This is a genomic window from Mesorhizobium sp. M4B.F.Ca.ET.089.01.1.1 (assembly GCF_004022605.1).
Taxonomy (GTDB): Bacteria; Pseudomonadota; Alphaproteobacteria; order Rhizobiales; family Rhizobiaceae; genus Mesorhizobium; species Mesorhizobium abyssinicae.
Genome location: NZ_RZOS01000166.1, coordinates 1 through 11,554 on the forward strand (window position 1 = coordinate 1; position 11,554 = coordinate 11,554).

13 protein-coding genes and 1 pseudogene are annotated in these 11,554 nt (G+C 64.8%); 8 read left to right on the plus strand and 6 right to left on the minus strand.

Annotation, left to right across the window (positions count from 1 at the left end; all coding sequences use genetic code 11):
- Window positions 1-103, minus strand: a pseudogene (locus tag EN780_RS40680) (alpha/beta hydrolase); the annotation flags it as partial.
- Between the two features lie 190 nt (window positions 104-293).
- Here EN780_RS40680 and EN780_RS17100 point away from each other — a divergent pair.
- A complete protein-coding gene (locus EN780_RS17100; RefSeq protein WP_128274787.1) occupies window positions 294-1,304 on the plus strand; it encodes a ribonuclease in 1,011 nt (336 codons plus the stop codon).
- A gap of 35 nt (window positions 1,305-1,339) precedes the next feature.
- On the opposite strand, the gene EN780_RS17105 is transcribed toward EN780_RS17100, so the two are convergent.
- Window positions 1,340-2,620, minus strand: a complete 1,281-nt coding sequence (locus EN780_RS17105; protein WP_128274788.1) for a GGDEF domain-containing protein — start codon at window positions 2,618-2,620, stop codon at window positions 1,340-1,342.
- A 265-nt stretch (window positions 2,621-2,885) separates the two neighbouring features.
- Between EN780_RS17105 and ettA the strand changes: the two genes are divergently transcribed.
- From ettA to EN780_RS17125, 4 genes are all read left to right on the plus strand, one after another.
- Window positions 2,886-4,535, plus strand: coding sequence for an energy-dependent translational throttle protein EttA (gene ettA / locus EN780_RS17110; RefSeq protein WP_127283276.1), 1,650 nt, complete (start codon window positions 2,886-2,888; stop codon window positions 4,533-4,535).
- Window positions 4,536-4,570: 35 nt separating this feature from the next.
- On the plus strand, window positions 4,571-5,341 hold the full coding sequence (gene tam, locus EN780_RS17115) for a trans-aconitate 2-methyltransferase (protein WP_128274789.1): 771 nt from the start codon (window positions 4,571-4,573) through the stop codon (window positions 5,339-5,341).
- A gap of 115 nt (window positions 5,342-5,456) precedes the next feature.
- The gene (locus EN780_RS17120) at window positions 5,457-5,792 is read left to right on the plus strand and encodes a hypothetical protein (RefSeq protein WP_128274790.1); all 336 of its coding nucleotides are present in this window, start codon (window positions 5,457-5,459) and stop codon (window positions 5,790-5,792) included.
- 112 nt (window positions 5,793-5,904) lie between these two features.
- Entirely contained in the window at window positions 5,905-7,026 is a 1,122-nt protein-coding gene (locus EN780_RS17125) for a beta-ketoacyl-ACP synthase III (protein ID WP_128274791.1), read from the plus strand.
- Window positions 7,027-7,075: 49 nt separating this feature from the next.
- Here EN780_RS17125 and EN780_RS17130 read toward each other — a convergent pair whose 3' ends face one another.
- Window positions 7,076-7,642 carry an isoprenylcysteine carboxylmethyltransferase family protein gene (locus EN780_RS17130; protein WP_128274792.1) on the minus strand — a complete coding sequence of 189 codons (567 nt, stop codon included), beginning with the start codon at window positions 7,640-7,642 and terminating at the stop codon, window positions 7,076-7,078.
- Between the two features lie 35 nt (window positions 7,643-7,677).
- Between EN780_RS17130 and EN780_RS41380 the strand changes: the two genes are divergently transcribed.
- Together EN780_RS41380 and EN780_RS17135 are read left to right on the plus strand one after the other, a co-directional pair.
- Window positions 7,678-7,806, plus strand: a complete 129-nt coding sequence (locus EN780_RS41380) for a hypothetical protein (RefSeq protein WP_281035369.1) — start codon at window positions 7,678-7,680, stop codon at window positions 7,804-7,806.
- 8 nt (window positions 7,807-7,814) lie between these two features.
- Window positions 7,815-8,450 carry an MOSC domain-containing protein gene (locus tag EN780_RS17135; protein ID WP_128274793.1) on the plus strand — a complete coding sequence of 212 codons (636 nt, stop codon included), beginning with the start codon at window positions 7,815-7,817 and terminating at the stop codon, window positions 8,448-8,450.
- Between the two features lie 62 nt (window positions 8,451-8,512).
- Here the strand turns inward: EN780_RS17135 and EN780_RS17140 are convergent, their stop codons facing one another.
- The 3 genes from EN780_RS17140 to tsaA form a co-directional block, all read right to left on the minus strand.
- A complete protein-coding gene (locus EN780_RS17140; RefSeq protein ID WP_128274794.1) occupies window positions 8,513-9,475 on the minus strand; it encodes a D-amino acid aminotransferase in 963 nt (320 codons plus the stop codon).
- Between the two features lie 130 nt (window positions 9,476-9,605).
- Window positions 9,606-9,923, minus strand: a complete 318-nt coding sequence (locus EN780_RS17145; RefSeq protein WP_127391914.1) for a DUF2293 domain-containing protein — start codon at window positions 9,921-9,923, stop codon at window positions 9,606-9,608.
- Window positions 9,920-10,444 (minus strand): tRNA (N6-threonylcarbamoyladenosine(37)-N6)-methyltransferase TrmO, encoded by a 525-nt coding sequence (tsaA, locus tag EN780_RS17150; protein WP_128274795.1) that lies wholly within the window; start codon window positions 10,442-10,444, stop codon window positions 9,920-9,922. Before tsaA ends, EN780_RS17145 begins: the two co-directional genes overlap by 4 nt.
- Window positions 10,445-10,571: 127 nt before the next feature.
- Here tsaA and EN780_RS17155 point away from each other — a divergent pair.
- Window positions 10,572-11,554 (plus strand): metalloregulator ArsR/SmtB family transcription factor (locus EN780_RS17155; RefSeq protein ID WP_128274796.1); only part of this gene is annotated, 983 nt, incomplete at its 3' end.

Consider the following 11,554-nt stretch of genomic DNA (forward strand, 5'->3'; position numbering starts at 1 on the left):
TGATCTGGACGACGGCGCGCGGGTGGCCGCTCGCCTGCTTCACATAGAGGTTGAGGTCGGCGCCGGTCGGCGACTTGACCATGCGCTGCTGGCTGAATGGCATTTCGCTTCGTCCCCCCCGACGCCCTTCTCGTGCTCACGAGAGTTTTGTTTGCGCTGGCGCCGGTTTTAGGTCAATGCGGCCCGGCTGATTTTGCGCTGTGGGCTTCTTCTCCTGCGGCGCGGGCCATCGCAATTCTGACACGGAGACAGCGGCAGTGTGTGCCGCGACATTTTGAGCCGAGGTGCGGGGAATGCGGACAGGTTTTGCTTTTTTGTTGGCTGCCGCCGTCACGGCGCTCGCCGGAGCAGCGCGGGCCGATGTGAAGATGAGCGGTAGCTTCGTGGCCGATGCCGCCTGTCCGGCGACGCAGGCGATCAAGAGCGGCAAGAACCCCGGGAACGTATCGACCGCGGCCGGGCAAAGCTACCAGCTGCTAGCGGGCAACAAGGACGAGCCGACGCATTACCTCATCCTCGTGCCGGGCGCCGATCCGGATCGCCGCTGGGTGAAGACCGGCTGCGGCCATGTCACCGGCGCCAGTGCTGCGGCGACGCCGGCGCCCGTCGAGCAGAACAAGCCGGCGCAGCCTGGCTCCGGCAAGCCGGAATATGTCTTCGCGCTGAGCTGGCAACCGGCCTTCTGCGAGACCAAGTCCAGCAAGCCCGAATGCCAGGCGCAGTCGAAGGCCGGTTTCGACGCCACGCATTTCGCCTTGCATGGGCTGTGGCCGCAGCCGAACGGCAACTTCTATTGCCAGGTGACGGCAAGCGACAAGGCCAACGACAATCCCGCTCATTGGCAGGACCTGCCGAAGGTCGAGCTCGATGCGAGCACCCGCGCCGAGCTCGATCAGGTGATGCCGGGCACCGCCTCCAAGTTGGAGCGCCATGAATGGATCAAGCACGGCACCTGCTACGGCAAGAGCCAGCAAGAGTACTTTTCGGATGCGTTGAACCTGATGCGGGCGGTGAACGCGTCGCCGGTGCGCGATCTCTTCACCAAGCATATCGGCAAGCAGCTGACGTCGGATCAGATCCGCAATGCTTTCGACAGCGCCTTCGGCGCCGGCGCCGGCAACCGGGTCCGCGTCTCCTGCCTGGTCGACCCCTCGAGCGGCAGGCGCATGATCGGCGAGCTGACGCTCGGGCTGTCGGGCACTATCGGCCCCGACAGCACGCTGGGCAGCCTGATGCTGGCTGCCGCGCCGACCTCCAAGGCGGGCTGCCCGAAGGGCACAGTCGACCCGACCGGTTTCCAGTAAGCCTGGCGGGGACGCTTCGCTCCGCCACCGGCGCCTTACGCCGATCTCGTCCAGATGCCGGGATTTTCGGCCTCGTCGTCGCCCAGTTCGCCGATGACGCGGTCGCGCCCCGCCGATTTGGCCTTGTAGAGACGTTCGTCGGCCAGCGCGAAGATATCGGCCAGGGAGTTACTGGCATCGCCAAGGGTGCAAACGCCGACGCTGACGGTCAGCTCGAACCTGCTGGTGCTGGCGGATGCCTTGACCGCGTGCCTGATGCTTTCACCGAGCAGCCTTGCGACGGCGTGCGGCTGCTCGGTCAGGATGGCGAATTCCTCGCCGCCTATCCGGAATACCTTTTGCTCGGCGCCGGCGACCTCGGTCAGCACGGTGGCGATCGACTTAAGCACCTTGTCGCCCTCGGCATGGCCGAAGCGATCGTTGATCGATTTGAAATGGTCGACGTCGACGATCAGCAAGCTGAGCGGCCTTAAGGTGCTCCGGCTGCGGGCGACCGCGGTTTGGCCGTCGGTCTCGAAGCTGCCGCGATGCAGCAGGCCGGTCAGGCCGTCGCGTCCCACATGCTTGACCAGCGCTTCGTAACGCTCGCGATAGGTCAGCGTGTCGAAAATGTCCGAGAGGCCGCGCGGCAGCGCAATGTCGTGGTCCTCGACCCATCTGAGATAGGCGACGAGCATGCCGCTATAGGCCAGCGCCGCCGCCATCTTGGCGAACCAGCCGCCGAAGAAGACCTCGATCGGCGCGCCGGCGACGAAATGGAGTGCGGTAAAGAAGCCGGCCTGATCGAAGGTCAGGACGCAGGCGACAGACACCAGGATGCGGGCGAAGGGTCGAGCGCGAAGATAGCGGCCGAGCTTTTCGTAGAGCAGGATGATCAGAATGGCGTCGACGAACAGAAGCGACGTGCCCCACACCATTAGCCAGCCCATCTGGTCGATGAAACCGATGTCGGGAAGCTTGCCGTCGGGAAGCGGTGAGATCGAATGCAAGCGCAGGATCAGCACCAGACCGATCATCAGGGCATTGCCGAGCAGCAGGCCATAGATCGGCTGGCGCACCGTCGCCGCGTCTTCCTTGATGTAAAGCAGGAGCAGCATCACCAGCTTGCCCGAGAACAGCACCGCCGAGCCCGGCGAGACCATGCCGAAGGGCAGGGCGACATAGAAGACGCTGGCCAGATAGGTTTCCAGGAAATGCATGACGCCGAGCGCGCAGACGAAGACGCCGAGCCCGATGCGCGCCCTGAAGCGGAACAGCGTGACCATGACGCCGAAATAGAGAACCGCTTCGGCAAGGAGCAGGAAACCGTTCAACACGCCGTCGATCCGTCCTTTTCGCTGAAATCGCCAGCAACCGGCGATTGTCATCCACCTCCGTTTTGCCGGGAAATGATTAATCGGTGCTTGCGCATCGACGCTTGGCGCGCCGAAAAAGGGCGATGGCAACCGAATGCTTGCAGGCAGACGAGCGTTTGCTGATCGGGCCGCGGCGCCGAAAGCGATTGCCGATCGGCACGGCATCGCCTACATAGCGCGCAATCCCATTCATTCCGACATCCAGCAACTCTCAGGGAAAGCGCGCGTGGCTCGCCAGTTCATCTATCACATGTCCGGCCTGTCGAAGGCCTATGGCACCAAGAAGGTGCTCGATAACGTTCATCTGTCCTTCTACCCGGACGCCAAGATCGGCATTCTCGGGCCCAACGGCTCGGGCAAGTCGACCATCCTGCGCATCATGGCCGGGCTCGACAAGGAGTTCCAGGGCGAAGCGTGGCTGGCCGAAGGCGCGACCGTCGGCTACCTCGCGCAGGAGCCGCACCTCGACAACAGCAAGACCGTGCGTGAAAACGTCATGGACGGCGTCGCCAGGAAGACCGCCATCATCGAGCGCTACAACGAGCTGATGATGAACTATTCCGACGAGACGGCGGACGAGTCCGCCAAGCTCCAGGACGAGATGGACAGGCTGAACCTGTGGGACCTCGAGCAGCAGGTCGAGATGGCGATGGACGCGCTGCAGTGCCCGCCGGCCGATTCCGAGGTGACCAACCTGTCGGGCGGCGAGCGCCGCCGCGTGGCGCTGTGCCGGCTGCTGCTGGAGCAGCCCGACCTGCTGCTGCTCGACGAGCCGACCAACCACCTCGACGCCGAGACCACGCAATGGCTGGAAAAGCATCTGCGCGACTATCCGGGCTCGGTGCTGATCATCACCCACGACCGCTACTTCCTCGACAACGTCACCGGCTGGATCCTGGAGCTCGATCGCGGCCGCGGCATTCCCTACGAGGGCAACTACACCAAATATCTCGACGCCAAGGCCAAGCGCCTGATCCAGGAAGGCCGCGAAGACGACGCGCGTCAGAAGTCGATCTGGCGCGAACGCGAGTGGATCCAGTCCTCGCCCAAGGCGCGCCAGACCAAGTCGAAGGCGCGTATCAAGGCCTATGAGGAACTAGTCGAGCAGTCGCAGAACCGCAAGCCGACCGACACCCAGATCGTCATTCCGTCGAGCGAGCGGCTCGGCAATGTGGTCATCGAGGTCGAAGGCCTGAACAAGGGCTTTGGCGACGAGCTTTTGATCGAGGACCTGTCGTTCAGGCTGCCGCCGGGCGGCATCGTCGGCGTCATCGGCCCGAACGGCGCCGGCAAGACAACGCTGTTCAAGACCTTCACCGGCCAGGAAAAACCGGATGCGGGTACGGTCCGCATCGGCGAAACGGTCAAGCTCGGCTATGTCGACCAGAGCCGCGATGCGCTCGATGGGAACAAGACGGTGTGGGAAGAAATCTCCGGCGGCGCCGAGGTGATCAAGCTCGGCAAGCACGAGGTCAACAGCCGCGCTTACTGCTCGTCCTTCAACTTCCGCGGCGGTGACCAGCAGCAGAAGGTCGGCAACCTTTCGGGCGGCCAGCGCAACCGCGTGCATCTGGCCAAGATGCTGAAGGGCGGCGGCAACGTGCTTCTGCTCGACGAACCGACCAACGACCTCGACACCGAAACGCTGGCCGCGCTGGAAGACGCGCTGGAAGCCTATGCCGGCTGCGCCGTCATCATCAGCCACGACCGCATGTTCCTCGACCGCATGGCGACGCACATGCTCGCCTTCGAGGGCGATGCGCATGTCGAATGGTTCGAGGGCAACTTCGAGGAATATGAGAAGGACAAGCTGCGTCGCCTCGGCGCCGAAGCGGCAACCCCGCACCGCATGACGCACAAGCGGCTGACGCGGTAATATTGGCCGAGGGCGGCGAACGAAGAGGTTCCGAAATGGCTGACTGGTCCGCCGCCCAATATCTGAAATTCGAGGACGAGCGCACGCGGCCCGCGCGCGACCTGGTTGCGCAAGTACCAGTCGATTTCCCGCGCCGCGTCGTCGACATCGGCTGCGGGCCGGGCAATTCGACCGAGCTTCTGGTCCAGCGCTGGCCGGATGCCGAGGTCAGCGGCTTCGACACGTCGCCCGACATGATCGAGAAGGCGAGGGCGCGGCTGCCGAACGTGACCTTCGGGCTCGCCGACGCTTCCGCCTGGCAGCCGGAGAAGCCGGTCGACGTCATCTTCGCCAATGCGGTGTTCCAATGGCTGCCGGAACATCCCGCCGTCTTCCAGCGGCTGATGGGGTTCTTGAGCCCGCACGGCACGCTGGCCGTGCAGATGCCCGACAATCTCGGCGAGCCGTCGCACCGGGCCATGCGCGAGACGGCGGCCGAGATGCCGTTCGCCGAAAAGCTGAAAGGTGCCGCCCGCGAGCCGCTGCCGCCGGTGTTGTTCTACTACGATCTCTTGTCGCCGTATTCAGACCGGCTCGACATCTGGCACACAATCTACAATCACCCGCTCGCCGATGCCGAGGCGATCGTCGAATGGGTGAAGTCGACGGGGCTGAAGCCGTTTCTCGATCCGCTCGACGCCGAGGAGCGCAAGCTGTTCCTCAAGAGCTACACGGCAAGGATCGCCAAAGCCTATCCGAAGACGGCGAACGGCAAGGTGCTGCTGCGCTTTCCCCGCATCTTCATCGCCGCGCGCCGTCCCGGTTAAGAAGCGTTAGCCACACCGCGCCGCGCTCATCACGAGTGCTTGACCGGATTTCGCCGCCATGCGCAGTCTTTCAGCCTGGATCGTGATCGGTGGTCCAGGTGGCAGGGGGTAGACTATGGCGCTGGGGAAGATGGTTCTGGGCGGTTGCGTGGGCGTGACCACGCTGCTTGCCTTTTCGATGTCGGCAGAGGCCAAACGGGCGCGCTGCTTCACCACGGATGACGGCTATTTCTCCTGCAATTACAGGGCGATCGCCAGCGACGGCAGCTTCCGCATCTCGGCGCCCGGCTATCCCACCTATGTGCTTGAAATCGACGGCCCGGGCTTTGCTTATGGCTATATCAATTTCGGCCGCCGCAATGTGTCGCTGCCTGGGCAGTTCGTGCGCAGCCGCGACGACGGCGCCTGCTGGAACAATCCGCAGACCAACACCAAGCTCTGCGCCTGGTAATTCAAAGCATTCGATTTAAGCTGGCATAAACCGGCCAAATGCGACAAGTGTTGCGCCGGGAGCCCTGGCGCTCACATCAAGCCGCAACGCCCGCGCAGGGGACGGATTGGAAATGCATCGCGTCATCATCAGCGGCATCGGCGCTGAAATCCCTGAACCTGTCATCACCAATGAAGAGCTGGTCGCCAGCTTCAACGCCTGGGTCGACACGGAGAATGCGCGCCGCGAGATCGCCGGCGAGGCGCTGCTGCAGAAGTCGGACAGCGATTTCATCGTCCATGCCTCGGGCGTCCGGACCCGTCATGTGGTCGAGCGCGAAGGCATTCTCGACCCGACCCGCATGGCGCCGCGCATTCCGGCGCGGCCGGACGATGCGCTGTCGCTGCAGGCCGAGTTCGGCATCGCCTCGGCGAGGAAGGCGTTGGATCATGCCGGCCTGCAACCATCCGACATCGACCTTGTCATCTGCTCGGCCTCGCACCAGCAGCGGCCCTATCCGGCGATCGCCATCGAGATGCAGCAGGCGCTGGGCACGAAGGGCGCCGGCTTCGACATGGGGCTCGGCTGCTCTTCCGCCGCGGCCGCGCTGCACATAGCGGCCAACCTCGTGCGGGCGGGCGCGCACAAGCGGGTGCTGGTCTCGACGCCGGAGATCATCACCGGCCATCTCAACTTCCGCGACCGGCAGACGCATTTCATCTTCGGCGATGCCTCGGTCGCCATGATCGTCGAGGGACTGGAGCAGGGCGAGAAGCGGCCGGGGCGCTTCGAGGTGCTGGACACCCGCACCTGGACGCAGATGTCGAACAACATCCGCACCAATCTCGGCTACCACACCCGCACCGCCCAGGACGATCCCTACAGGATCGATCTCGAAGGCAACCTGATCAAGCAGGTCGGCAACAAGGTGTTCAAGGAAGTCACCGTCGCCGGCCACAAATTCATCGTCGAGTTCCTGGCCGAGCATGGGCTGACGCCGCAGGCGATCCGGCGCTTCTGGCTGCATCAGGCCAATGCGCGCATGAACGCGATGATCCTGAAGCTCGCCTTCGGCCATGAGGTCGACCACGACCGTGCGCCGATGGTGCTGGAGCGGCTCGGCAACACCGCCGGCGCCGGCGCCATCGTCGCGCTGTCGGAAAACCATGCCGACATGAAGGCCGGCGATTTCGGCCTGATCTGCGCCTTCGGCGCCGGCTATTCGATCGGCGGCGCCTTGCTCAAGATGCTGTGAGGTAGGTGAGGCCGGTCTGCAAACGGCGGCTTCAAACACCCTTTGGCGCCTAGTTTGGTGCAAACGGCACCAGCATCGGCACGCGCCTGGCATAGTCGTCATAGGCCGTACCAAGCTCGCCGCGCAGGAAGCTCTCCTCAAGCCTGGCCTTCACGACGATGCCCACTATGAGGAAGGCGGCGCCGGCCACGCCCCAGACCGTGCCCTTCGCCGCCATGGTGGCGAGTATCGCCACAAGCAGGCCGGTGTAGATCGGATGCCGGACCATCCCATAGGGGCCGGTATCGACGACGCGGTGATCGGCCTTGGCGGTGACGGTGCCCGACCACAGCCGGCCGAGATGCAGCCTCGCCCACCACGAGAAGGCGAGGCCGACCGCGACCAGGGCGACGCAGATCCAGGCTTCGGCGAGGGTCGGCATCCAGAGCCGAAGCCTGCCGACATAACCATGCGCCGGCACGAACAGCAGGATCGCGCCGATCGTCCACAGGGCGCGGTAGCGCGCTTCCTCCCGAAAGCCGACGCGTTTTGCCGCCGGGTCGGCCCAGAAGACGGCCGCCAGCCAGGACACGACCCAGAACAGCCAGAGCGCCGCGATTGCCGGTGCGGGATGCATGGAAGCCTCCTCCGTGACATCACTATCGGATCGTCATGGCGCGGCGGCAATGCGGCGCAAGGCGAAAATCGGGTAAGAAGGTCGTGATCAGCGATATGGGCATCAAGGCGCCTGATCGGATCATCAGTGCTTTCGACTGGACCCTGTCCGGCGATATCGGCTAAGCCAAGGCATGCAAGAGACGGCAAGCACACTGGATCTGTTCCCCGCGGCGGAGACCCCTGCCGAGATCGTCCCCGCGCGCAAGCTCGCGGCGAAGGTTTCCGCACTTTACGTCGCGCCGTTCGATCATTTCGAGACGCGGGCGGTTGAGGAGCTGCGGCTCGGCTTCGACGGCATAGACGGCGACTTTCATGCCGGCGCCACGCGCCGCTCCGGCGGCCGCGAGCCCTGGTATCCGCGCGGCACCGAGATGCGCAACGAGCGGCAGTTGTCGATCGTGGCGGCGGACGAATTGGCCATCGTTGCGGAGCGGATGGGTCTGGCCGAGATCAAGCCGGAATGGATCGGCGCCAATCTGCTGATCGAAGGGCTGCCGCATCTCTCCATGCTGCCGTCCGGCACGCTGCTGTTCTTCAAGGGCGGCCTCACGATCAAGGTCGACGCCCAGAACGGGCCATGCCGCATTGCCGGGCGCTCGGTCGCAGAGAATGCCGGCATGGCCGACCACGAGGCCGGCGCGCTGTTGTTCCCGAAAGCGGCGAAGCGGCTGCGTGGCATCGTCGCCTGGGTCGAGAAGCCGGGCACGATCAGGACCGGCGAGGAGATCTCGGTGCGGGTGCCGGAGCAGTGGATCTATCGAGCCTAGCATCCGCTGAGATTCAGGTGAGGCCGGCCTGACCTGAATCGCTGCGCACCTTGGGCGGCGAGCTAGGGATATCGCACCGGGCTCGACCAGGCCGGGTCCTGGTGCTTCTTCCAGTAGAGCCCCATCAGCCGGCTGGTGATCGGGCCGACCTTGCCGTCGGCGACCGGGGCGTCGTCGATCACCGTCACCGGCATGACGCCGCCAGCGGTCGAGGTGATGAAAACCTCGTCAGCTGCTTTCAGGGCGGCGACGCCGACATCGACCGCTGCAGCGGAAAGGCCGGCCTCGGCGCAGAGGTCGAAGACGGTGCGGCGCGTGATGCCGGGCAGCACGCCGACCGCCGGCGTCGACAATTTGCCGTCCTTGACCAGGAACACGTTGAAGCCCGGGCCTTCGGCGACATTGCCGTTGAAATCGAGGATCAGGGCGGTCTCGGCGCCGCGGTCATAGGCGTCGTAGAGACCACGCACCAGGTCGAGCCAATGGTAGTTCTTGATCGACGGGTCGATCGAGGCCGGCGGGATGCGCACCTTGTCGCTGATCGCGACATGCAGGCCGCGGCGCAACTGTTCGGCATTGGCGACCGAGCCGAACGGCACGGCGAAAGCCATGAAGCGGTTCACCGCCTGGCGCGGGTCGCGGCTGAAGGTCGGCGAGGCGCCGCGCGTGCACAGCATCTCGACATAGGCGGCGCGGTGGCCGGACAGCGCGACGCAATTGTGCAGGATCTCGGTGACACCGTCGCGGTCGAACGGGATCGTCATGCGCAGCTTCTCCAGTCCGCCGAAGAAGCGGTCGAGATGCAGGTCCAGCCGGAAGAAGCTGCCGTCCCAGACATGGACGGTGTCGTAAGTGGCATCCGAATGCAGGAAGCCCCAGTCGAGCACCGAGATCTTGGCCTGCGACATCGGCAGGTATTGGCCATCGAGGAAGGCAACGCCCTGGGGATAGGCATGCGGATCGACGTGGCGATCGGACAGCAAGGGCAGCGCTCCGGTGGGTGTCCTTGCAGCGTTCTGGCTCATCGCATTCGTCCCCGCTCGATAGTCGAGGCAGGCTAGCGCGCCGCCCCGAATGAAATAGAGCCAGCCAACCGGTGCTGTTTGGCCTCGTCAGAGGCTCAAGTGGCGCCGACAGTGCGCCCGTGGCGCTGCTTCATTCGTCGTCCTCGTCTTCCGACTCGAGCAGGCGCGTGGCGCGCCAGCGGGTCAGCACGATGTTGGTCTGCTCGATGACGAAGAAGCGCGCGGAGTCGCGGTCATAGCCCTCGGCCAAGAGCTTCTCGTAGTCGGTGTGGACGTGGCGGATATGGGCGATCGTCGCCAGCCAGACGGAGATCGACGCCGGCAGATTGTGCAGACGCGCCGAGCCGGCGTCGGCGCGGATCTTCTCGATGTCGGCGTAGGGTGCCAGCGGCAACAGTGTGGTCAGCGCCTTGGCGATGGCGCGGCGGCGATTGGTCGGCGCTTTCATCGCTCGTCGCGTCCGGCAATGACCGCCTCGGCAAACGCATCGGTCGAGGCGAAATAGGGTTTGACGTCGATGACCGGCGTGCCGTCGAGCACGTCGATGGCATCGAGGTCGAGACGTCCGGCTTCGATGTCGAGGGCGACGAGCTTCGCCACATGGAGCCCGATCGGATTCGGCCGGGCAGGGGAGCGCAGCGAAAAAACGCCTTTCGGCTCAGCCGCATGGCGAGGTTTCTGCACAATCAGATTCCGTGGCGCCTGATCGAACCAGGACAGGATGATGACATGGCTGGCGCGATCCAGCCCGGCAAGGCCCTCGCGATAGGCCGGGTCGATCGTCAGCACGGCGGGCTGTCCCGCCTCCCGCGCGGCCCGCATGTTCTTCGGGCAGGTCTCGCGGCTCGTCCATGGCGAGGCGATGCGGCCGATGAAGACGACATGGCCGTCCGACGACATGGCGGCTGGATCGGCTTCCAGCTGCCTTTCGCCCTCGCGTGTCTCGAACATGGCTCTGGCCTCGCTCATCCGAAAACCGGTTTCCGCCCGTGGATCATGCATGCGTCATTTTCTTGTCAGGAAGCGACATTGGCCTTGCATGGTTGTCAAAATCGACATAAACATATGTTTATATCTTTTTCAAAGAGAAACACTCATGCACGTCGCGCTCGATACGATGGTGGATACATTGAAGGCAGCGGCCGAATCCAGCCGGCTGCGCATCCTCGCGCTCCTGTCGCGCGGCGACCTTACCGTTTCCGATCTTACCGAAATTCTCGGCCAGTCGCAGCCACGCGTGTCGCGCCACCTCAAGCTGCTGCTGGAGGCGGGGCTGATCGGGCGCTACCAGGAGGGGTCGTGGGCGTTCTTCCGGCTTTCCGACACGGACGCCGCGCGCGATTTTGTCCTCAGGCTCGTTTCCGGCATCCGCGGTGCCGACCCGCAGGTGGAGCGCGACATGGAGCGGCTGGCGGCGGTCAAGCGCAAGCGGCAGGACCGCGCCGCCGAATATTTCTCCGAGAATGCCGCGAGTTGGGATCACATCCGCTCGCTGCATGTGCCGGACCGCGCGGTGGAGGCCGCTCTGCTCAGGCTCGTCGGCAAGCGGCCGTTCCAGTCGATGCTCGACCTCGGCACCGGCACCGGGCGGCTGCTCGAGATCTTTTCGCCGCTCTACCGGCGCGGCGTCGGCATCGACATGTCGCGCGAGATGCTGACGGTGGCGCGCGCCAATCTGGACAAGGCGGGCATCGCCAACGCGCAGGTGCGCCAGGGCGACATCTTCGCGCCGCCGGTCGAGCGCGATGCCTTCGATCTGGTCACCATCCATCAGGTGCTGCATTATCTCGACGATCCCGCCCGCGCCATCCGCGAGGCGGCACGGCTGCTGCGCCCGGCGGGCCGGCTGGTGATCGTCGATTTCGCGCCGCATGCGCTGGAGTTTCTGCGCGACCAGCACGCGCATATGCGGCTCGGCTTTTCCGACCGGCAGATCGCCGAGTGGTTCGCCGAGGCGGGCCTCGCGCTCGAAGACAGCCAGGAGTTCGAGCCGCGCGGCCAGGCCGAGGCCCGGCTGACCGTCAAGCTGTGGCTCGGCCGCGACCGCCGCATGCTGATCGCCGATCCTTCCAATGACAC

Excerpts from the sequence above, each read along its gene's own strand:
- EN780_RS17125 (WP_128274791.1), top strand. The coding sequence starts at position 5,905 with ATGCATCGCGTCATCATCAGCGGCATCGGCGCTGAAATCCCTGAACCT.
- tsaA (WP_128274795.1), bottom strand. The coding sequence starts at position 10,444 with ATGAGCGAGGCCAGAGCCATGTTCGAGACACGCGAGGGCGAAAGGCAG.
- tam (WP_128274789.1), top strand. The coding sequence starts at position 4,571 with ATGGCTGACTGGTCCGCCGCCCAATATCTGAAATTCGAGGACGAGCGC.
- EN780_RS41380 (WP_281035369.1), top strand. The coding sequence starts at position 7,678 with ATGGCGCGGCGGCAATGCGGCGCAAGGCGAAAATCGGGTAAGAAGGTC.
- EN780_RS17100 (WP_128274787.1), top strand. The coding sequence starts at position 294 with ATGCGGACAGGTTTTGCTTTTTTGTTGGCTGCCGCCGTCACGGCGCTC.
- EN780_RS17120 (WP_128274790.1), top strand. The coding sequence starts at position 5,457 with ATGGCGCTGGGGAAGATGGTTCTGGGCGGTTGCGTGGGCGTGACCACG.
- EN780_RS17140 (WP_128274794.1), bottom strand. The coding sequence starts at position 9,475 with ATGAGCCAGAACGCTGCAAGGACACCCACCGGAGCGCTGCCCTTGCTG.
- EN780_RS17135 (WP_128274793.1), top strand. The coding sequence starts at position 7,815 with ATGCAAGAGACGGCAAGCACACTGGATCTGTTCCCCGCGGCGGAGACC.
- EN780_RS17145 (WP_127391914.1), bottom strand. The coding sequence starts at position 9,923 with ATGAAAGCGCCGACCAATCGCCGCCGCGCCATCGCCAAGGCGCTGACC.
- EN780_RS17130 (WP_128274792.1), bottom strand. The coding sequence starts at position 7,642 with ATGCATCCCGCACCGGCAATCGCGGCGCTCTGGCTGTTCTGGGTCGTG.